This is a genomic window from Candidatus Zixiibacteriota bacterium (genome assembly GCA_020853795.1).
Classification (GTDB): Bacteria; Zixibacteria; MSB-5A5; order CAIYYT01; family CAIYYT01; genus JADJGC01.
Genome location: JADYYF010000070.1, coordinates 13,845 through 35,844, shown reverse-complemented (window position 1 = coordinate 35,844; position 22,000 = coordinate 13,845). Strand labels below are relative to the sequence as shown.

At 59.7% G+C, this 22,000-nt stretch carries 19 protein-coding genes; 1 reads left to right on the top strand and 18 read right to left on the bottom strand.

Translation table 11 applies throughout. The features are described from left to right. Positions 1-135 precede the first annotated feature (135 nt). From IT585_05260 to IT585_05240, 5 genes are read right to left on the bottom strand one after another with little or no spacing between them, the layout of a single operon-like run. On the bottom strand, positions 136-1,239 hold the full coding sequence (locus IT585_05260; protein ID MCC6962640.1) for a hypothetical protein: 1,104 nt from the start codon (positions 1,237-1,239) through the stop codon (positions 136-138). A gap of 12 nt (positions 1,240-1,251) precedes the next feature. Continuing rightward, on the bottom strand, positions 1,252-1,674 hold the full coding sequence (locus IT585_05255) for a hypothetical protein (GenBank protein ID MCC6962639.1): 423 nt from the start codon (positions 1,672-1,674) through the stop codon (positions 1,252-1,254). Positions 1,675-1,725: 51 nt separating this feature from the next. Beyond that, complete coding sequence (locus IT585_05250) at positions 1,726-2,133, bottom strand: hypothetical protein (GenBank protein ID MCC6962638.1); 408 nt, start codon at positions 2,131-2,133, stop codon at positions 1,726-1,728. Continuing rightward, entirely contained in the window at positions 2,130-2,471 is a 342-nt protein-coding gene (locus IT585_05245) for a hypothetical protein (protein ID MCC6962637.1), read from the bottom strand. Before IT585_05245 ends, IT585_05250 begins: the two co-directional genes overlap by 4 nt. A gap of 1 nt (position 2,472) precedes the next feature. Then, positions 2,473-4,245, bottom strand: a complete 1,773-nt coding sequence (locus tag IT585_05240) for a hypothetical protein (protein ID MCC6962636.1) — start codon at positions 4,243-4,245, stop codon at positions 2,473-2,475. Between the two features lie 318 nt (positions 4,246-4,563). On the opposite strand from IT585_05240, the gene IT585_05235 reads away from it, so the two are divergent. Then, positions 4,564-4,899, top strand: a complete 336-nt coding sequence (locus tag IT585_05235) for a PEP-CTERM sorting domain-containing protein (protein ID MCC6962635.1) — start codon at positions 4,564-4,566, stop codon at positions 4,897-4,899. Here the strand turns inward: IT585_05235 and IT585_05230 are convergent. The 13 genes from IT585_05230 to IT585_05170 all read right to left on the bottom strand — a co-directional run bounded on the left by IT585_05230 (position 4,896) and on the right by IT585_05170 (position 21,718). Next, the gene (locus IT585_05230; protein MCC6962634.1) at positions 4,896-6,236 is read right to left on the bottom strand and encodes a hypothetical protein; all 1,341 of its coding nucleotides are present in this window, start codon (positions 6,234-6,236) and stop codon (positions 4,896-4,898) included. The genes IT585_05235 and IT585_05230 overlap by 4 nt on opposite strands. Before the next feature lie 229 nt (positions 6,237-6,465). Beyond that, positions 6,466-7,743 (bottom strand): hypothetical protein, encoded by a 1,278-nt coding sequence (locus tag IT585_05225; GenBank protein MCC6962633.1) that lies wholly within the window; start codon positions 7,741-7,743, stop codon positions 6,466-6,468. 1,175 nt (positions 7,744-8,918) lie between these two features. Further along, positions 8,919-9,575, bottom strand: coding sequence for a CvpA family protein (locus IT585_05220; protein ID MCC6962632.1), 657 nt, complete (start codon positions 9,573-9,575; stop codon positions 8,919-8,921). Between the two features lie 369 nt (positions 9,576-9,944). Beyond that, positions 9,945-10,655: a ribulose-phosphate 3-epimerase gene (gene rpe, locus IT585_05215; protein MCC6962631.1), complete on the bottom strand. Its 711-nt coding sequence runs from the start codon at positions 10,653-10,655 to the stop codon at positions 9,945-9,947. A 20-nt stretch (positions 10,656-10,675) separates the two neighbouring features. Then, on the bottom strand, positions 10,676-11,416 hold the full coding sequence (locus IT585_05210) for a PASTA domain-containing protein (GenBank protein ID MCC6962630.1): 741 nt from the start codon (positions 11,414-11,416) through the stop codon (positions 10,676-10,678). 12 nt (positions 11,417-11,428) lie between these two features. Next, the gene (gene rsmB / locus IT585_05205; protein MCC6962629.1) at positions 11,429-12,772 is read right to left on the bottom strand and encodes a 16S rRNA (cytosine(967)-C(5))-methyltransferase RsmB; all 1,344 of its coding nucleotides are present in this window, start codon (positions 12,770-12,772) and stop codon (positions 11,429-11,431) included. Next, positions 12,769-15,288 (bottom strand): DUF2344 domain-containing protein, encoded by a 2,520-nt coding sequence (locus IT585_05200; protein ID MCC6962628.1) that lies wholly within the window; start codon positions 15,286-15,288, stop codon positions 12,769-12,771. The genes rsmB and IT585_05200 overlap by 4 nt, the downstream gene beginning before the upstream one ends. An 83-nt stretch (positions 15,289-15,371) precedes the next feature. Beyond that, positions 15,372-15,563: a hypothetical protein gene (locus tag IT585_05195; GenBank protein MCC6962627.1), complete on the bottom strand. Its 192-nt coding sequence runs from the start codon at positions 15,561-15,563 to the stop codon at positions 15,372-15,374. 161 nt (positions 15,564-15,724) lie between these two features. Then, entirely contained in the window at positions 15,725-16,750 is a 1,026-nt protein-coding gene (locus IT585_05190) for a hypothetical protein (protein MCC6962626.1), read from the bottom strand. Positions 16,751-17,134: 384 nt separating this feature from the next. Then, a complete protein-coding gene (locus tag IT585_05185) occupies positions 17,135-17,773 on the bottom strand; it encodes a hypothetical protein (protein ID MCC6962625.1) in 639 nt (212 codons plus the stop codon). Between the two features lie 113 nt (positions 17,774-17,886). Then, positions 17,887-19,437: an acyl-CoA carboxylase subunit beta gene (locus tag IT585_05180; GenBank protein ID MCC6962624.1), complete on the bottom strand. Its 1,551-nt coding sequence runs from the start codon at positions 19,435-19,437 to the stop codon at positions 17,887-17,889. 217 nt (positions 19,438-19,654) lie between these two features. After that, positions 19,655-20,494 carry an MBL fold metallo-hydrolase gene (locus tag IT585_05175; protein MCC6962623.1) on the bottom strand — a complete coding sequence of 280 codons (840 nt, stop codon included), beginning with the start codon at positions 20,492-20,494 and terminating at the stop codon, positions 19,655-19,657. Between the two features lie 81 nt (positions 20,495-20,575). Next, complete coding sequence (locus IT585_05170) at positions 20,576-21,718, bottom strand: acyl-CoA dehydrogenase family protein (protein ID MCC6962622.1); 1,143 nt, start codon at positions 21,716-21,718, stop codon at positions 20,576-20,578. Between the last annotated feature and the right edge of the window lie 282 nt (positions 21,719-22,000).

The window sequence follows — 22,000 nt, the reverse complement described above, 5'->3', positions numbered from 1 at the left end:
GGCGCGTGAAGCCGGGACCGGCGGCGTAGTGCGCGGTCGAGGTATCGATCAGGGTCTGCATAATGTCCTTTCGCATTCTCCGCCGCCCGCCCCTCCGCCAGAGGCGGAGGGTTCGAGCGGTGCGGAGCGGGAGGGTTAGAAGGAGTCGTCAAGGACGAGGGAGGCTTCCTTGATGACCTTGGCGAAGGCCACCGACTCCGAGATGACCGCCTCTTCGAACTTCTGCTCGATGATCTTGTCGAACTCGACCATCAGCGGCTGGCTGATTACCTCCTCGACGGCGAAGCGCGAGTCGAGACCGACGAGCAGGTCGGTGGCAATGTCGTCGCAACGGACAAGCTTGGCGCCCAGCGGCGACACCAGTTCGCCCGTCGCGTGGAACTTGAAACCCGATTGCGGGTCCTTGAATTCCGCCAGGTTCAGCAACTGCCGCATCTTGGTCTTGTGGCAGATGATCGTGTTGAGTTCGAAGGGACTGAACTCCGCCCAGAACTTGATCAGATCGTCGTAGTCGAGTGCGGCCGTGACATCGGTGTTGATCACGGTCGCCGGGTTGGCGTTGCCGTCGCCGTTGATGACGACGTCCGCCAGCAGCGCCACCTTGTCCGATTGCAGCCGGAACCCGATGTACCAGAGCAGGACCTTGAACTGCGCGGTGGTCTTGTGGCGCAGGGTCTTGTACGACGTCTTGAGCGCGACGCCGTAGTCGGGTACGGTGATCGTGTGCTTCTGCTCTCCGACGGCGACCTGCGGGATTTCGGCGCCCTCGCCGAGCGGCCGCAGCGACAGGCGTGTATCGGTCGGCGCGATGGCGATATACAGCGGCGAATAGCGATTCGAGCCGATCACGGTCTGCGCGGCGGTGAGCTGGTTGAACATCGGGCGCATCTCCATGCCGCGGCGGATTTCGCGCATCACGAATTCCGGCAACAGCGTCGGCGCCTGGCGGTAAAACAACTCCACCGTGTCGGGCGATTTGCCGCTGACGCGCACGCCGGCCGCGGCCAACTGGCGCTCAAAGGCATCCAGGGGACACTTCGCCGGCGACGGATCGTATTCGTCGGTTTCGAGCAGTTGGGTCAGCGAGAGCCCGCGGGTCTGCGCCTCCTGATAGGTTTCGCGCGTAACCTTGAGGCCGGTGGCGCGCGTCAGATCGACCCCCGCCACCTTGGCCGGCGTATCAACAGCGGCAAGATTCCAAAGGGATTCGGGAATCTGCTGCAAAGTTTCCAGTTCCATCAGAGTCTCCTTTTAGTTGAGCAATATGGTGCAGTCGGTCGTGCCGTTGACGGCGAGCACCGTGCCGCGGGCGAGATTGCCGCCCGCCGGATCGTAAGCGCCGAGCGCGGGCGCCTGCTTGACGCGGCCGTTGGCGGCGCCGACGACGCGATTGCCGAGTGCCGGATAGGTCGTCGCAATCGGCAGCGTCATCACGCCGGCAACTTGCACGCTCGCTTTGCGCTTGCCGTTGTCGGCGTCGGTTAAGGTGAGCGCCACCAGCTTGCCGACGATTTGGGCATTGTCGGTCGCGGGGCTGACGGTAAAATTGTTGGCGAGTTTGACGGCCTTGCCGATGTCGGCATCCTTCAGGTCGTCGATACTGGCGGTCTGGCTGATCGCAAAGGTCAGATAGAGCGCGCCGGTGGCTTCGAGATTTTGATCACGGACAGCCATGAGTTCCTTTCTGCTTGTGAATGAGTCGCAAGTCTCCCTGCGGCTCGCGGGTTAGTTCTTCCCCACTTTGAAGGGTTCCAGCCTGGCCCCATCGCTCGTCCCGTCGCGGCGGGACTCGGTGAGCGTCCGGGCAAAGGCCGTGTCAAATTCGCGGTCGATGTCGTCTTTGAGCGCGAGCAACTCATCGAGTGTGGTCGACTCGGCAAGTATCAATTTCTCGGTCAGGCGCGCGCCGCGGCCGGTTAGTTTGGCCACGGCGCGGGCGCGGTTCAGCAGATCGCTGCGGAAGTTCGCGAGCAATCGCCGGCCGATCTCGGCGCGGCGATCAAGCTCGGTGATCAGCGCGCCGGCGGCCTCGAGGTCGCGCTGCAACTGCGCGAAGTCAATCGCAGCGACCGCATCGGCCTCAAGGTCGGCGGCGTGGGCGTGCAACGCCGCCAGCATTGCATCAGTGGTCATCTTCCCTCCTCGGGCAGCAGGCGCAGTTTCGCCTCGATACCGAGCAGTTTCTGGTTGAGGTGATCGCGGACTTCGCGCAACTCGGTCTTGGTGGCGACGCGCTCGTTCAGGATCGCTTCGATGTGCACCAGCCGCGAATCGATCGCGCCAACAAGCTGCTGGTCGGCCTTGGTCGCCAGTTGCTCCTTGAGGCCGTAGATCGTGGCGTGATACGCGGTAATCAGTCCGGCCGCCGCAACGACGATCGTCAGCAGCAGGCGCAGCAGGTTGTCGCGGCGGAAAAGATCGGGCGCGTCCGAGCTGTGGTTCTGCGGATGCGCAAGTTTGGCTTTCTTCATGTTACTCCTCGGCTAGACTCGGCAGCGGCGCAGCGCTGGCCGAACGGGAAAAGAGGAAGGCGCGATGTCCGCTCAGTTTGGTGCGGCTGAAGACGTAGCGGTCGCGCAGCGTCTCGCCGGTGAGCGTCAGCGTGGCGCCGGACTCGGGGCACTCGTAGTACTGTTCGACAACGCCGCGATCGAGGACCCGGACGCCCTGCGGAATTGCCGCCGGACTCGCCTCAATCGCCGCACTCCAGAACCGGCGGCCAAGCTGCAAGAGCGGCAACCGCAACAGCGCGATCTTGAAGAGCCGCTCGGTGCCCGACAGGCGCAGATGCAGCCAGGCGTTGCCGTTGGTGTCGAGCAGAAGCACAAAGCGATGGCGCGTGCGCGGCGGCAACTTGGTCAAAACCTCGGCCGGATCAGAATCGCGATCGCCGCAGGCACTGTCGATCATCCGCCAGCGCTGCGAATCGCCGGGCACCGGCTCGATCCACACCAGGGGCGTCGTCAGGTCAAGTGCAGGGTCCGGCAGTTCCAGCTTGAGCGTTTCGCCGTCACGCAATTGGGCAACCAGCGAGTGGCGGTGCTCATCGAGCGACTCCGGCTTGATCATGACCCGCAGGTGCGTCTTGCGGCGAAATTCCGTGACGGTGCAACCGCTGGCGGTGATAGAAATGATGCGCGCACCGTCGGCTGAGCCGTGACGTTCCGGGTGAGTCGCCAGTTCTCCCAGCGAGCACCGCTGCAGCGGCGCCAGTTCGAGGCCGTCGACCTGCTCAACCAACTCCTGCAGCGACCGCCGCCGCTCGTGGAGACTGAGGTGCGCCAGATCATGGCCGTCGAGGCGGAGAATGTCAAATGCCACGAGCCGGGCGCGCGCCCGATTGCTCGATCGCAGCAGGCTCCGCACCGGCAGGCGACTGGAACCGCGCATGGCGATCGCTTGACAGATGACAACGGCCTTGCGCTCGGCGATCTTCGCAGCAGCTTCAGCGGCGGCCGGATGATCGAACTCCTCGCCGTTGGGCATCTGCGCGCCGGACGAATCGAGCCTCAGCCACACGCCACGATACAAGGGTTCGATCAGCAGTTCGCCGGGTGCGACGGTAAGCTGGGACGGATCGAAGATGATTGCGGCGTTTTGCCGCCAAAAGGGATCGGCCTCGCCGTGAGCGTTGGGATGCGCCAGGGTCGAAACGGCGGTGCCGTCAACGGCCCCACGATACACCAGCGACACTTCCAACACGCGCTGAATTTTCCGGTAGAAGTAGAACGCGCGCACTTCGCGATTCCCGACCCGCACCGGCTCATGCACCCGATGGCGGCAGTTGCGCATGTCGAGCCCGCAGATACCGCACTCGGGTTGGGCGTACAAGAATCCGAGCGAGCATTCGCGGTAAACGCCCGCATCAATCCCGGCCTTGAGTTCGTCGGCACCCGTTTGCTCGCGATGCCAGTAGAAGTAGGCGCGCAACCACGGTGCGCCATCGCGCTCAATGACCTCCGCCTTGAAGACGCGGCCGATCGGCAGTTCCTGCTTCTTGTGACCGATCAAGACCGGCACATCGACGATCAGGCCGGCCAAACGCGCCAGCTCGGCCAAACCGAAGCACCCGCCCTGCGCATTCACGCGGTTGGAGGCGGCATCAAGCACACCGAGATAGACATTGTCGACGGTCGCCGCACGTGACGGCTTGATGACGCGATTGATCTCCGCGACCAGTTCATTCTTGTCCTGTTCGGAGTCGAGACTTGCGGTCGCGGCCAGACTTCCGGTGAGATGTTTCACATGACCTCCTGTGAAGCGTTGTCCTTCACTAAGGAGTGCGGTCTGATTCTTGGAGCGATTCACTACCGGCTGGCCGGGTCTTGTAGTGATTTGCCGATCGACGGCGGAGTTGACGGCAGGGCGGACTGGGCGTTGTGCCGGAAGCAGTTGCGCGTAACTTATGTGCAGTGCGCTGCAATGTTAATGAGTGCCGCAAGCGGCCAACGGGAGAATTTCACTTATCCAACTCGTTCATCCGCAAGTAGTTGGACGGTTTTATTCCGCATGGGGCTTTTCGGCATAGATTCTGTTAATGTAGACCTTGAGAGGAGATTGCTCTTGGAACGATTTGTTAGTACCACCAAACTTACCGCGCTGGCAATCTTGACCGTGCTCGCGATCCTGTGCCTGAGCTACACGAACGCTTACGGCAATCCGATGGTGCTGGGCTTCCACAAGCCGAACACCAGCCTGACCACTTCGGGCTCGACGACCAACTCGCTGGTCAACAGCACAACTGATCGCATCGGCGACCAGTTTGATCGCGACATCTACACCCCCGAGCAGAACAACCAGGACGGCAGCCTGCCGCCGACGACGGTTCCCGAACCGGCGACGATTCTGCTCCTGGGCGCCGGTCTGGCCGGCCTGCGCATGCTGAAACGGCGGAGTTAGACCTCACCAAGTCGAAAGCCCAGGTCCGGCATTTTCGACTTCGCTGACTTCGCCCCCCACAACGCCAGTGCGAGCGCCATCGCGGCGTCGCAGTGGTTATTTTTGTCCCAGTTCAGATCCCGCAGTTCATCCGCCAGACTCCAATAGTCATTCCCCCCGACGTCAGTCTCGATCGGCGGCAACCCCACATTCCCCGCCGCGAATTGCGATTGCAGGTTCGTCAGCAGTTCCGCTTTCGTGTGCGTCGTGAAAATGAAGCCGATCGGATGGATGTCTTCGACTTCGGCGAGAACCACATCCCCGACACCGGTGGCATCGATCACCGTGTCGCCGCCATACTCGCGCTTGCGCGCGCGGATCGCCGCATAGACAAACGGCCAGTCGCGATTCTGAAACCGCTCCAACTTGACCAGTTGATACGGCAGCGTGGTGATATCGAGTGTGATGCCGACGGTGAAGGTCTCTTTGCGCGCCAAGTCCCAGCCGGAGACGTAGCGATGCTCGGGCATTCGTGACGCCAGGCCGGTCGACTGCGCCACGGCTAACTGGATCTGTTCCTCCTTCAGAATTTCGCGATCGGAATCGACGAACAACCCGGCCAGGTTCTGCGCGACGCGCGCGGGCGACAACCGGGAGCGTTTCTCTTCCAGAAAGTCCTGACTGATATTCGGATTCTCCGCTGCCGCGCCCCATTGCACGTACGCGCTTTCGGGACGAGCTTTCAACTCGCGGTACTTGCGATAGAACCAGTTGCGCCCGCACGGCGTGGAAACCAGATCGAGGCGGCCGCTGCGGTCAGCCAGCCGCATCGTCAGCACCTCGTTGACAATGTAGTCAACGTGGGGCTCGAAGGCGACCTCATCGAAGCTGATCAAATCGTAGTCGTGGCCGAGAATATGCTCGGCGCGGTTCTGCGACGTGCGGGCGGTGATCTCGGCGCCGTTGCCGAAGACGATTCTCGGATACGGCGTTTGCACCACACTATCGACCAATAGTTCGACCAGCGACTTGCCACGGATCAACTGCAGGCAGTTGTTGAAGACGATGTTTGCCTGGTCCTGCGTAATCGAGAGGTTGAGGATACGGTAGCGCGGGCAGTCGTCATAACGGCGCGACCGAATACGATAGACCGCGCGGTGCAGGAGCTTGGCGGCCTGGATCAGTGACTTGCCCCAGCGGTTGCCGGTGACCAGCAGATTCTGATCCTTGACCGACTGCATCAACCACTGCCGCTGGCCCGGATGCGGCTCCAGCTCCAGAAATTCGCGGCAGAACAACACCGGGTCGGTGACCGCCCGCCGCCAGCGATTGTTGCGTGAGAATGTCGACTTAGGCACAAGTGATCCCTCTGACTCCAGCGATGATTAAATGCGGAACCTCAAACGACCTGCAGCCCCCCGTGGGTCCGACTTCAGTCGGACATGCCCCCTCCCCTGTAGATCCGACTTCAGTCGGATACCGTCCTCCTTCTGTCGGGCACCCTCTTCCATCGAACGCTATACCTGCCCGTCGCCCTTCTCCGACTAAAGTCGGAGCTACAGGGGCGTGGTGCGCGCGCCAGATCGCTCACGCCATCCGCGCGATCTGGTTGGCCGCGTCCTCCTGCGTGATCAGCTTGTTGTTCAACTTCGTGACGATGTTCTCGATCTGGATCTTCTCCGCCTGCGCGCGCTCGGTCAGGCCGATGTGGGCCCGATTTTCGAAACGATATTGGACTTCGGCCGGGATGCCGCGCAGCGCCAGCTCGACGTTCGCGATCCAGTTGAGCAGCGAGGCCGCCGCGTTCTGCACCGTGACCACCTGTCGTTGCACCAGCTCGTATTTGAACTCGGCCCAGTTGTGGGTCGTGCCGTAAGCGTAACCCAGCATGAACGGCGCCAGATGCGTGCCGGAACAAATATCCTCGATCATCGACTTGTGGTTGAGATACCACCCGGAAGCCGACGACGAGCGCGTGCCGGGGCCGAGATACTCGATATTGACATCGTCCCACGTGACCGGATTCTTGTCCGGTCCGAAATCGCGCATCATCTCGACGGTGTCGTCAAAATAGTTATTAGCGCGCGTGAAGTAGTCGCCGTCGCTTTCATCGGAACGTTTCTCGGGGCGGGTGACCTTGACGTGGATGCGGTGATAGCCGGCGGAGCGCATGGCGCGGTGCATATCCGAGACCAAAGTCTGCTCTATGCGCGCTACGAACGGAATCGCCGCCAGCAGCGACCGCCCGCTCACCGAACCGGGCTGGGCACCCAATCCATAGTAGAAAATCGTGTCGGGATTGAGCGCGCTGCGGCGGGTGTCATCTTCCTGATAAAGACGGTAGTTCTCGCCCTCCGGCTCGATGACGATCGTCTTCATATCGGCAAGCAGGAAGCGATCCACTTGCCGGCGCGACGGTGAAAGCTGGAGCTCGCCGCAGACAGCGCCGTCGGTGAACAACGACTCGAAGAATTGCAGCAGCAGCTCGCGGAAGCCACCGCGCTTGAGCAGACCATTGCGGTAGACCCGCTGGTCGAGATCGTACAGGACTGATCGAACGGCGTCCTCCTGCTCGGCCGAGCGGGCGCCGACAATCTGAAAGTCATAGCGGGCGGCGCAAAGCCGTACCCAGGTCCAAATCACGGCATTGAGCACCGGGACCTGGTCACGCAAGAAACGGTAGATCTCGAGCCGGGCGCGACCGGAGTCGAAGGGAGACAAGTGGATACCACGATCAAGATCGAGAGTGATCGTCTTTAGACGCGGCTGCGACACAGAAACGTTTTTGGCTGCGAGGCGGCTCGACGCCGGATCGCTGGGAAGTTGGTTGGCGTTCTGATGGCGACGCCAGAGTTTGTTGAGCATGAAATAGTCCTCCTACCAAGGAGGCGCGTCTGATTTGTCGAGTGAATCACTACAAATTTCCGAAAATTCATCTTGCGCCCGTCGGGAGTACATAGTATATAGCCCTTGGCGCACGGTCCGCGGAGATCGGGCCAACCGAATGCGCTGCAACGAGTGTTGTTTGCTTGATTCCAACACAAGCCAAAAGCATTCAAAGATCTCCAACTTGTGTTCCCCGCAATAGTCAACAAACAGCACTCGTTAATTTTTTGGCCCGCACTTCTTGCGTTTACTCAAGTCATTCAACAACAACTACTTCCAGACATCAGGCGGTTATCGTCCTTCAAGGTCGCGTCGCAGAAACTGCTTCGTCAGGGCAGCTACAAACTGTGACGAAGTCACCTTCGTTGTGGCACAAGGGGTTGCAAGATTCCCGGAGGCAGTCAAAGTTGGCACGGCCTTTGATAGATAATCATAACGAAGTGAGTTAGAAACCGTGTCATCGAAGCAGTAAATGCAAATTCACTTCACGTTTGCATTACCGATTGTCGAGGGGTCTTAACCGGCCCCTCGACAAAAACACCGAGAGGAAAGCAAAAACCCAATTTCGCCCCTATATGCTTTTAAATAGTCCCACCTTTTAGACCTTGAGTTACCGGGTTAGTAGTAACGACAAGTTGCTCAACAGAAACCCGAACCAGGCGCCCGCCCGGTTCGGGTTTCGTGCTTTGGGGGGGATTTGTTGAACGGTAGGATAGACATTCCTGTCAGTCAACTCAGCCTATGCAGCGAATCCACTGGTGTGATCCCGTTGCGTCACGTTTTGTCTCGCACGACGCACCATTTGGAAAAGCCTCTGCCCTCAACCGTGCGGGATGTGACCTGACGCCAACTGAATCTTCCCAGCCAACGTCAGGATCGCAGGGATCCTGACCTACCACCCGACCCACCAACAATCTGTTAGGATAGACATTCTTGTCTGTCGCTGCCCAACCAACGAATCTGCGCCGGATCATGCCGGTAGGCAGTCCCTACCCCTACGGAGTTTTCGCTTTCATTAGGATTTTCCGGTGTCAGACAGGAATGTCTAACCTACCAACATTCCCGGTAGGATAGACATTCTTGTCTGTCAATTAGGCCCGCACAGAGGAATCGCCAGTGAGATAGACAATCTCGTCTGTCATGGTGGGGTGCACCTAATACGTATCCGCCTCGCCGTAGAAATAATACAGCCGGTCGAGCGCATCCTGCAATGCCAGCGCTTCCTTGGCCTGCTTCTCCGGCGACTTGCGCGTCTTGCGCTTCGGAGCGTCCTTCTTGTCGCTCGGCATCGTCGTCAAGGTCGCTTCCACCTTCTCGACAAACGTCGGCCAGGTCCTGTGCAGCGGCTTGGAGGTGTCGTAAATCACCTGGATCGACTTGGCCGCGGAGGTCGCCAGCATCGACTTGTCCATCATCTCGTAGTAGGCACGCGGCAGCGGCAGGATGATGGTCATGAACAGCAGCACGCCGGCGATCAGCCAGCCGCGAATTGCGCCGACAATCGCACCGCCCCACTTGTCGCGGTCGCCGAGACTCTGCACCGAGATCGCCTTCTCGAGGATCTTGGCCAGCAGCTTGAACAACGCGTAGATCAGGCCGAGCACGATGATATAGGAAATCACCGCCACCGTCAGCGGCGAGGCATCCAGCGCGGCGGCAATCTCCTCCGCCACGAAATCAAGTTTACCGGTCGAGATGACGAGCGCGGCGACCAGTCCGAGCAGCGCCATCAGTTCGCGCAGAAAGCCCTTCTTGGTGCCGATGGCGATAAAAGCGAGCACAACCAGCAGGGCGATCAAATTGAATACCATGTCAACCTCCGATGTTTGTCGACGACAATCCACTCTCATTATCGGCGCCGACAAGCGCAGGTTCAGTGTTTGTTCACAGCCGAAAGCCGCGTATCCGTCGCAGCTACTTATTTCAGCCCGGGCAAACCCTGAGGCTCGCCACGAGCGGATTGGTCCGATCGCAGTAGTGCAGCCGTCGCGGGCAAAAGCATCCAAAATCACCGGCGGCTGCGATGATGGAGAAAAATTGAGACTGTTGACGAAACTTGACAAGGGGAATTTTTCGCCCCCGCTGCCGTACCGGCCGGATCTGCGACGACGGGTAGGCAGACCCAACCCCATGCATGTCGGTTGCGTGGACTTCCCCACCGCAAGCGGTGGGGCACCAAATCACGACCGGAGGGAGCGCACGAACGCGGGAATGTCGGGAGATCTAAACAACGCGGTACCGGCGACAAGAACATCTACGCCGGCAGCTTTGGCGGCAGCTGCGGTCTCGGCGTTGATGCCGCCATCAATCGAGATCAAGTAATCGAAGCCGTGCTGCTGCCGCCAGGCGGCGGCGGTTTTGACCTTGTGCAGCACGTCCGGAATGAACTTCTGCCCGCCGAAACCGGCATAAACTGACATCACCAGAAATAAATCAATGTGCGGAAACAGGTGGCGATAGTTCTCAACCGGCGCATCAGGATTGAGGGCGATGCCGGGATGCGCGCCCTTGCGGCGGATTTCGTCGAGAATGGCGACGTTATCCTGGATCACTTCCCCGTGCACCGTCAGGTAGTCGGCGCCGGCGTCGAGGTAGGCGTCAATGTACTTCTCGGGATTACTGATCATCAGGTGGACGTCGAGCGGCAGCGCGCTGATCCCGTCGATCTGCTTGATGATGAATGGGCCGAAACTCAGGTTGGGAACGAAGTGGCCGTCCATGACATCCATGTGCAACCAGTCGACGCCGGCAGTTTCGATGCGGCGGACATCAGATTCCAGGTGGAGGAAATCGGCAGCTAAAAGCGACGGTGCAACCAGCGGCATGCTTACTCTTCCCAATCGGCGCGAATCACGATTGCTGCGGCGCCGGAGGCCATTATCGCAGGCCATGCGTGTTGAAGCAACTGCAATTAATCAGTCTTGGAAACGGAGAGTTTGACGCGTTCGCCGCGCAACACCTGGGTGCCCTGCGCCGGTTTCTGGTCGAGGACGGTATTCGGCAGATAGCGCTCCTCTTTGACGCGCTTGATATCGTCAAGCACGAGGCCGAGGCCTTCCAACCGCTCCCGCGCGCGCTCCAACGGCAGACCGACAAGCGACGGCATGATCAGGATATTCTGCTCTTCGCCTTGATTGACGGCGATCGAGACCTTGGCGCCCGCGGGCAAGGTCGCGCCGTGGGAGGGAATCGTCTCGATGGCGGTGTTCTTGGGCAACGAATCAACCTTCATCCAGACAATGTCGCCCGCCTGGAAGCCGGCCTTTTGCAGCGTGATCGTGGCTTGCGCCAACGGCAGTCCGTAGACTTCGGGCACCTGGCTCATCCGGGTGCCGGCGGAGACGACGATCTTGACGTTGCGGCCCTGCTTGACCATCGTGCCCGCCTCCGGTACCTGCGTCAGAATTTGCCCCTGCGGCTTTTCAATCGAGTATTCGCGGCCGGCAACCTCCAGGGTGAGATCGAATTTCTGCGCGATCTCGTCGGCTTCAAACTCGGTTTTGCCGATGAGGCTGGGCAGGACAAATTCCTCGCCGTGCTTGGTAATGATCGGCATCACGAAATTGTTGAGGAAAATGAAGATCACCAGGAACGCCAGCAGCGGCACGCCGACGTAGTAGAAGAGCGGTTTGAGGTATGAGCGCGGCGTCATCGCGGCGCTGCCCTACTTGCGCGTCAGGTACGCGGCGAAGATGTTGTCGAGATACTTCAGGCCGGGGTAGGTGCGCATGAAGTTGTCTTCACCCAGGACTTCCTTGAACTTGAACGTCTCGGGAATGCGAACTTCAAATTCCGGATGCTCCTTGAGAAACTCCGCGATCACCGCTTCGTTCTCGGCGCGCAACACCGAGCAGGTGGAGTAGACGATGGCGCCCTCCGGCCTGAGCAGGGTCACGGCATTGCCGAGTAACGCCTGTTGCAGGGCGGCATAGCGCGGAATATCCTCCTGCGTCGTGATCCAGCGCCCCTCGGGAAATTTGCGGAACACGCCGGAACCGGAACAGGGCGCGTCGACCAGAATCTTGTCATACTCGCCGGAGCGGAATTTCGTGCCGTCGGCCTTGATCGGAAAGATGTTGGCAATCTTGAGACGCTGGATGTTTTCGCGCAGCAGGTTCAGGCGCGGCTCGGAGTTGTCCAGCGCCGTGACATTGCCGCCCTCGCCGATGCGCAACGCGATATCCGTGGTCTTGCCGCCGGGCGCCGCGCAGAGATCGAGCACGGTCTCGCCGGGGCGCGGATTGAGCAATTCCACCGCCAGCCCGGAGGCCTCGTTCTGGATGATAAACTCGCCGGAGTCGAAGAGCGGCAGCTGCACCGGGTTGACGTCGGCGATGATATGAATGAAGTTCTTGAGAAACTTCCCTTGCTTGAAGCGAATGTTCGCCTGCTGCAGCTTGGCGAGGTACTGCTTGACGCGATCGCCGTCGTCGCGCAGACGCAGTTGCAGCGGTTGCGGATCGTTGCCGTTGCGCAGGAACTTCTCGACCACCGCCTCCGGATACACCGCCAGCAATTCCTTGACGAACCAGATCGGATACGAGTAGAACTGCGTCAGGAAGTTGAGCATGTCGGCGCGCAGTTCCTCGAAGGTGAGCTTCTCGATGTTCTGCGCGATATTTTTCAGCACGGCGTTCACCATCGCCTCGGCACCGGGCGTGTACTTCTTGGCCAGATTCACGGTCTCGTTGACCGCGGCGTAGTGCGGGATGTTGCAGTCGGGCAGCAACTGGAAGCAGCCGACGCGCAACACGGTAATCAGCGAATCGGAATGCGACGAGAGCTTCTTGCGCAGGTACTGCGATAGAATCAGGTCGAGCCGCTTCTGCATCTTGATCGTGCCGGAGACCAGGTAAATCGCGAGATTGAGATCGAAGCGGCCGCGGAAATTCTTCTGCTTGAGCTGGGACAACTCCTGCTGCAACGCCTCCGGATCGCGGCGGGCGATCATAAGCACCCGGTAGGCTTCTTCGCGAGGATTAAGGTGCTGCTGCTGCTGTTCGCTCATCCACTAACCTCAAACGGACTTAGGCGGCTCTTTCCAAACAGAACGATTAGCGCCGTGCGACAAATATTCAAAGATAAAATTTCCCGTGAACTCCAACCGAACCCGAAGGCCAGGACTTCATCGGGACGAACGAATCCCAGGTTGCCGAGCGCCAGCTCCATTCTGAGCAGGTTTACGGAGTCGCCGCGCTGAAGTTCGAGGGCGATGATCGAATTGCGGACATCGACTTCCGATTTTTCGTCAGCCTTTATTCGTTCTACAATTATCGTCGGCTGTTCGAGCAGAGAATCAATCTGTTTTTGTGCGATGGCGCAGCTTTCCGGCAACTCGACCGCGTAACACGCCAGGTTGATCTGGCTCGACACCGACGCGGCTTTGCCGAAAACCGTTCGCCCCTGTACAATTGTGAAACCCGCGGGCAAGGCGCGATTGAGCCGGTCCAGCATCGTGTCCTGATACGGCGCCTCAAGCTGAATATCGAAATACTCGGCCTCCGAGGTATACCCGACCGACAGTGGCGGACCAAACGACAGCCGCGGCCGCGGATGGAATCCCTGCGAGAAACTCACCGGAATCTCGGCGCGCCGCAACGCCCGCTCGAACATCCGCATCGTCGCCAGATGGCCGATGAAGCGCGCGGGCGCATCTTTCCGCCACTGAACCCGCACCCGGCTGCGCGGCACAACCATCGCCACCGCCTGCACCGGCGTCCGCTTCGGTCGGCGGCCGAACGACTGACTCGGCGACGGCGGACTCTCCGGCGCCGCGAGAATTTGCTCAGCCAACTCCGGCTTGGCGAGAATGATGTCACCGAGCTTGAAGCCTGCACTTTCTTTACGCACTGTTTCAGCCGGAAACGCCGTCTGGCGGCGGCGACGCAGATCCTCGCTCGACTGGCCATAGTCAAGATGATCCCAGGGCAAGGTCGCGGTCAAGGGAATCTCCGCCGCAAGCTTGTCGACGGGCAGACCGCATTCGGCGCAGACCTGCGTCCACAGCTCGAAGTTGAAGTGCTCGTTCCAACCGTCAAAGCGCGCGCCGCGTTCGTGCGCGGACAGGATCGCCTCACCCAGACGGCGATCGCCGCGGGCCAAGACGGCGCGCAGGTACGCGGCGCCGGCTTCGCGCACGCGATATTGGATATTGCGACCACGCGCCGATTTCTGAATCCGGTCGCAGCGTGCCTGATACTCGGCCGGCGGCGTCAGCGCATCCCACTGCCACTCGCTGCCCACGCTCGCCTGCGCCGGCGACAGCGTCACGTGCAGGAAATACTTGTCGCCATATTCGGCGCGCACGGCATCACAGTTGCGGATCACGGCAATCGTATCCTCGACATCTCGCGGGCTCTCTTCCGGCAGGCCGATTTCGAAGTCGAGCCGCACCGACCGCCAGCCGGAGGCGTACGCATTGGCCAACACTTGATAGAATTGATCGATCCCGGCGTAGTGGCCGTGCGCTTCGCGCAGGCGCTCGCTGCCCGACAGCAGCGCAAACCGCAGCGTTTGCTTTTCGGCAAACGTGACGGCGCGCTGGTATTCGATCGCGGCAGCCACCGGCGGCAGTGCCGGCAAGGTGACCGCGATGTGGCGGTCGCGGAAGCGCTGGCCGACCTGCGTCGTCAACTGATCAAAATTCTTGATCCCGGCAACCAGGTCACCGTGGAATGATACTTCATCATAGCCTGTCTGCTGCAACGCACGATCGATGAATTCGACCGTCTTGGCGACATCGACGCTCGAACCGAGGAAAACGTTCACTCGGTCACCGGTGATTTCTTCATACGGCAGGATCGGAACGACCAACCGGCCCGTTTTGTCGCCGCTGCGCGCGCGGATCTTCGCCGGCGCCGCTGCTGCCGTCGCCGTCAGACCGGCGAATCGGTCGCCGCTGTACTGCGGCTGATAGAGACTCGGCACATACACACCGGAAATCTGCGCCAACTGCGGCAAGATCGCTGATCGATCGAGCGCGCGGCGAGATGAGATCAGCGGTCGCAACTGCGCCAGCGCCGTGTCGACCTCCCCGCAGAAGAAGAAATCGAGCAGGTCGGCAATCGGCTCCGGATTAAACGGCTTGACCGAGGAAGCGCTGATCAGCGGGTGCACTTCGCTGCGTTCATTCGATCGCAGCGGTAGCTGCCCCGACTTGAGAATCGTAATCAGGGCGCTGAAATGGAGCGGATCGGAAATCAAGAAGTGGAGCCAGTCGCAGTCGGCGATAGGCGTCAGCGATTCGAGTGAGAACAGCGGCAGGTTCTCTTCCTTCAAGAGCTTCTCGGCGTCCACGTCGGGGGCAAAGACGCGCTCACAGGCCAAGTCGGCCTCCGCATTGAAAAGCCGATATAGCCGCAGCAACTCCGGCTCGGCCATGCCACGGTCGTATTTGTCCGCAACCGCCAGTACGACACGAACAGCCGCCGTCTTGTGAGCAGCGCCCCATTCATTACCGATATAGCGTGCCGGACGGATTACGAGCGGAAGGATTTTCGCTTCGAAAAGCGCCTGATAGTTCATCCCTGATAAATAGTCCGCGAGAGGTTGGGGAGTTGAACCCGAACCGAAAGTACGCAATGAAAATTCCTAATACGGTCGAAGTCTCAACCCAGAAGTTCTTTCTGGTTGCACTTGCAGATCTCGACGATCCGATCCTTGAACTTCCACGACTTCTTGTCAGTGGTATAGGTCGGATCGACGACGCGGGTCGGCTCGACGGCCGTGCCGCAAACCGGGCACAATTTGACGTGCGCCTTTTTGCTGGCCTTATCCGCGAATGACTGTCTTTTCGCCATTTATACGTCCTCCAGATAACTTTCGATCAGACAAATATTATACGTAACAGAATTCCGAAGTCAAGCAGGGATAACGGTTTATCACAAGAAATTGCCTGCCTGAGGCGGGAGATGGGGGCCGATTACCGGTCCCCATCTCGCTCAGAGGCGGGGGGAATATGTCAATTCTCGCAGATTGAAGCGCCAAAACGAGTTAGAACCGAACCGATCGGATTCAGGATCGCCTGACCGGTCTTGGTGCCCCCGAAGAGGAGACCGACCGGTCGATCAGTCCCATCGTTTAGCACCACGAGTGAACCGGAATCTCCGGCTTTGCAGAACTTCTTGCTGGTCATGATCTGTCCGACGAACTTCGCCGTTCCGCGCGTGTAGCCGACACTGATTGTCACATTGATCGCTGAGACCGTGCCCGTGGTGAATTCCGTCGTGCGTCCAACCTTCTTGATCGCCTGGCCGACGGCGGCAGTGGCAACCGCGCCGGACGGAAACTGGTAGAATTCCGGCAACGTCGCACAGGTGACGTCCGTCGTCGAGTACTCGGCGATGGCGGCATCGATGTAATTATTGGTGCCGTCAAACTTCAGCGGCTCGAAGTCGCTGAGATCGCCCACCTTGTCGGTGGCCAGATGATCGGCACAGTTAATATCGTAGCGGCCCGGCTGGACGATGTCCTCGCCGATGACCGCCAGATTCTCCCGCGCGAGAACATGGTTGTTCGACAGGATATACTTCTCGCCGTTGATATAGATCACACAGCCGATCGTACCGGCAGCACACTCCAGATTGTTGCCCACCGAGACACCGATGGGAACCGGACGGTAGTACTCAGTCAGGCTGAAGGCGGTGAATTCTCCCGTCTCTTCGATCGCGACCGGGATACCGTCAAGCGTCCCGGGGATGCCTTTGACATCCGGCCGCGAGGTGAAGACCTTGACAACAGGGTTGCCGTTGGCATCGACGCCGGTGCCCGTGCCGACCACGCCGTTCAGCTGCATCAGTTGCTCCGTAAACCGCTCTTGAGCAGCGATAGCCTTCTTGAAATTCTCCGGTCTATTGGGCGATAATGAACTCATGGAATTATCCACAGGATTCTGATCGGTGCCGCAGCCAACCCAAAGCAACGACGACAGCAGGGTCAGGCTGATCAAAGCGATCAAGGTGTACTTGGCGATAAACTTCGATTTCATTCCGATTAACCTCCGCGATCCAGAATTCAGCTCCGACCACGAACGCGGCCGTGGGTTACCCATCGGAGGACCGCGCCAGCGGTCGGAGCGGGTACATACAGCCTAAGACAGTCAACAATAGGTCTCTTCTCCCTACTGGCCGGCACCTCCTGTCTGCGACGAACATCGCCGGCAGTCCAGCACGCGCCGAAATGCCGTCGCCGTTGCGGTTGGTGAGATTGCGAGCAAGCTATTGCTTAACGTAAAGAGGATTGTCGACGTTAGGTTCGTACACCAAATTGTCGATTTTTTGCAGAATCGGGACGCAGCAACAAGAAAACCGCCGTCACTGGCGCGACGGCGGCCCTAAGTCCGGTGCAGTGTCGGCTGCGAGGCCGACGGTATCTACGACGTGGTCTTCTTGATCGACTTCAAAAGTGCGCCAAAGGAAGCGCGCCACTGCTCGGCCTTGGCCTTCGGGCCAGTCAGCTTGAAAAACACGTTTCCCTCCGGCGCGGGGGCAATCCCGCCCAACAGAATGTAGTCGGGACGCTCCTCCTGAACCTGCATCATCGGACCGGCTGAAAACATGTAAGTGCCCTCCACTTCGATCGTCTTGATCTCGCAGCACTCGGACGCAATCGTCCCGTGCTTGGCCTTCGCCTGCGAATCCGAACCATCCGGCTGCGCGACCTGCCGAATCCAGCGGGCGAGGTTGGCGTCAACATCCCCGCCCTGACCGGAGCCGAAGTAGAAAACGGCGCACTCGGCCTTGCCGTCGGCGGGGTCAATCAGGTAGGTGGCAATGCGCATCGGGCGGTCGCCGCCCGACGCCCAGCCTTCTGGCGTCAACCAGGTAATCCCGGCAACGGTGTTCGGAACCGCAGCCGCATGCGGATTGCCTTGCGGCGGCATCTGGCTCTGTTGCGGCGGCATCTGTTGCGATTGCGATTCGGTTTGCGCCTTTTCGGTCTTACTGCAGGCGGCGAACATCACACTGATTGCAGTCACGGCTGCGGCCGTAAATAGGAATCTGGTCTTCAACTTTCCGTGTCTCCTCTCCGATGATTTTGGCAATGATACGCACGCGCTGGCTAGTGCGTCAAATAAAAGTGCACGGCCGACGTCGATGTTTGACGTCCCCGCGAAACCCGACATTACAGCGGGATATTGCCGTGTTTCTTGGGCGGGTTTGAGTCCCGCTTGCTCGCCAGCATCCCGAGCGCGCGAATCAAGCGTGGACGCGTCTGCGCCGGCTCGATGATGTCGTCAATATAACCGCGCTCGGCCGCGATGTACGGATTGGCGAACTTCTCCGTGTACTCGGCAACCTTTTCATCCAGGGCTTTCCGCGGATCGGCAGCAGACTCGATTTCCTTCTTGAAGATGATCTCGACTGCGCCCTTGGGGCCCATGACGGCGATCTCGGCCGTCGGCCAGGCATAGTTCATGTCACCGCGCACGTGCTTGGAATTCATCACGTCGTACGCTCCGCCATAAGCCTTGCGCGTAATCACGGTGATCTTCGGCACGGTTGCTTCGCAATACGCATACAGCAGCTTGGCGCCGTGTTTGATGATCCCGTGATGTTCCTGCGCCACGCCGGGCAGGAAGCCGGGGACATCTTCGAACGTGACCAACGGAATATTGAAAGCATCGCAGAAGCGAATAAAGCGGGCACCCTTGATCGACGACTCGATATCAAGAACCCCGGCCAGGTGCGCGGGCTGGTTGCCGATAAGGCCGATCGACCGGCCGCCGAGACGCGCAAATCCGACCGTGATATTGGGGGCGTAGTCGGCATGCACTTCCAGGTAATCGCCGTCATCGACGATCAGCTTGATCACTTCGATCATGTCGTAAGGCTTGTTCGGGTTGTCGGGGATGATGTGGTTCAGGCGCTCGTCAACGCGGTCGCTCGGATCAGTGGCCTGCCGCAGCGGCGTTTCCTCCAAGTTATTCTGCGGAATAAACGAGATCAGCTTGCGGATGTTGAACAGCGCCTCCGCCTCGGAATCGCAGGCGAAGTGCGCGACGCCGCTCTTGCTCGCGTGCGTATCGGCGCCCCCAAGGTCCTCCATCGTGACATCCTCGTGGGTCACCGTCTTGACGACGTTCGGGCCGGTGACAAACATGTACGAGGTCTTCCGCACCATGAAGACGAAATCGGTGATCGCCGGCGAATACACCGCGCCGCCGGCGCAGGGACCCAAAATCGCCGAAATCTGCGGGACGACGCCGGAGGCCAGCGTATTCAGCAGGAAGATATCGGCATAGCCGCCCAGCGAGACAACCCCCTCCTGAATCCGCGCGCCGCCGGAATCGTTGAGCCCGATCACCGGCGCGCCTACCTTCATCGCGTCTTTCATAATCTTGCAGATCTTCTCGGCGTGAGCCTCTGAAAGCGAGCCGCCAAACACGGTGAAATCCTGGCTGAACACGAAGACGATGCGATTGTCGATCAGGCCGCAACCGGTCACCACGCCGTCGCCGGGGTAACTGACCTTGTCGAGACCGAAGTCGGTCGAGCGATGCGTGACGAACATGTCGAATTCCTCGAACGAACCGGGGTCGAGCAGCAGTTCGAGGCGCTCGCGCGCGGTCAGTTTGCCCTTCTTGTGCTGTGCCGCAATCTTGTCGGCGCCCCCGCCGAGCTTGGCCTGCTGCTGCTTCTCCCGCAACAGCCGCAATTTATCTTCGATGGACATATTTCGTCTCCGTTGTTAAGGGGCAATTGACACGGGTACGAGCGATTTGTCAAGGAGAAAGGCGTTGACCAAGGATTGCAGGTCAGGATCCCTGCGATCCTGACGAACGTGCAATCCGCGTCGGCACGTAGGGGCGACCCTCGTGGTCGCCCGCGGTTGATGATCGATGCGCCAACACCGGGCGGGGACAAGCCCGCGCCCCTACGGGTCGGAAGGATCAGATCACCTTTTCGCAGGTGTACTTCAGCCCATCATACTTGAGCCGGACAATCTTGTTGTCGATGTCGTGATCCATCGCAATCAGCCAGCCGCCTTCGTACGCTTTGGGCAGCGTCTCACGCTTGCAGCGCTGCGTGTCAAGCGGAAATAGATCCGTGGCGGAGACATAGGGCACTTTGAGATGGTAGCAGCTCGGAAAATTGTCGGCGTAGTAGATCAGCTTCTTCCCCTGCGACTCGATCTCGACGCCCAGTTGCCCGCGTGTATGTCCGCCGATCTTGCGCACGACCAGACCCGGCAGGATCTCCTCGAAATCGCCGTCAATCAGACGCAGCTTCTCCGCCGCTTCGATCACCTGTAGGCGATCGGGAAAATAAACGCCGGCTGTCCGCTCATCCGGATGACTACCGTCCTCCCATTCGTCGCGATGGACATAGTGGAGTGCATTCTTGAAGACCAGCGCGCTCTTGCCGTCAACCAACCGCACTGCGCCGCCGGCGTGATCCCAGTGCAGATGCGTGAGAATCACGATGTCGATGGCGGCGGGGGTGAGGCCGAGTGCACGCAAACCCGCGCCCAATTTCGACGGTTGCGATATCGAGTACAATTTGCGCTGGCGGTCTTCGAGGAAATCACCGAGGCCGGCGTCGAAGATCACCGTCTTGCCGTGGCCGCGGACGACGAAGAGATTGATGTCAAACGGCAGCAGATTGTTGGCGTCGGCCTGCTGGAATTTGCTCCAGATCGACTTCGGAATGATCCCGTAAACCGACCCGGCATCGAGATACATGCGGTTTTCAACAAAGCAATGAACTTGATAGTCGCCCAGTTGGAGCATACTTGCACTCTCTCCCCGACCCCTCTCCCTTGCGAGAGAGGGGAATGAGGAATCCGTAATTCAGGCTGGGGAAACTCGCAGCTACCCGCGCAGCAGATTGCCGGCGATGACGAGGCGCTGGACTTCGGACGTCCCCTCGTAGATTTCGCAGACGCGCTGATCGCGGTAGAGCTTCTCGATAACCGAGAACTCGCCGATGTAGCCGTAGCCGCCGTGGATCTGCATCGTGCGATCGACGCAGAAATTGGCCGCCTCCGAGCCGAACAATTTGGCTTGGGCAGCCTCGAGGCTGAATTTCTCGCCTCTGTCCTGCAACTGCGCCGCTTTGTAGGTAAGCAGCCGCGCCGCCTCGACCTTGGTGCCCATATCGGCGATCATCCACTGGATCGCCTGCAGCTTGGCAATCGGCGCGCCGAAGGCCACCCGCTGCTTGGCGTATTTGACCGCTTCATCCAGCGCCCGTTGGGCAATGCCGGTCGATTGCGCGGCAATCCCGATCCGCGCGCCGTCGAGGGTCTGCATCGCGTAGCGGAAACCCTTGCCCATTTCGCCGAGCAGGTTTGCGCGCGGCACTTTGACGTTGTCAAACCACAGCCGTCCGGTGGTGGCGTACTTCATCCCCATCTTGTTCTTGAGCATCTCCTTGCGGAATCCGGGCGCATCACCGGGGACAATGATTGCCGAGACCTTGTCGCGCTCGCCGTCGCCGACGATCTTGCAGAACACCACCGCGACCGTGCACACGTCGCCGTGCATGATGAAGATCTTCTCGCCGTTGATGACAAAGTGGTCACCGTCGATCGTGGCCGTGGTGGACTGATTGGCGGCATCCGAACCGGCATTCGGTTCGGTCAGCGCAAAGGCTGGGATCGACTTGCCCTTGGCGGCGTCAGGGATATGCTTCTTCTTTTGTTCTTCCGTGCCCTGCTTGATAATCGGATCAGCCGCAAGCTGGCCGACCGCCGCCAGCAGCGAGGACGGGGCATCCCAGTACGAGATTTCCTCCATCATCGTGGCGTATTCGAGGCCGCTCTTGCCGCCACCGCCGTATTCCTTCGGCATGTTGAAGCCGCAAAGTCCCTTGCCGGCGATGAACTGGTAGATGTCGTGCGCGAAGCCGTCCGGTTTGCGATCCCATTCGCGTCCCATCTTTTCGATGGTCGGGCCGATTTCCTTGAGCAGGTCGCGCACCGCTTGCTGTGATTCATGTACGTTGTAAGTCATATTATCTCCCTGAGCCTATGATTCCATCAAAGCCTGCAATTAACCGCTCAGCGGCACGAAAATCAAGGATTACTTGGGCGGAGTTTGCCGCCTGCCGACAGGTGACAGCACCTGCATGAAGATATACAACAGCACCGTCACGAATCCATTATACAACAGCACCGTCAGGAACCCATTATACAACAGCGCCGTCAGGAATCCATTCCTGACGGCTTCCTATTTGTTGGCTCGCCCACAGCTTGCTGTTGTCGGCCGAATCAGCACAACAACTCCGTTACTCCC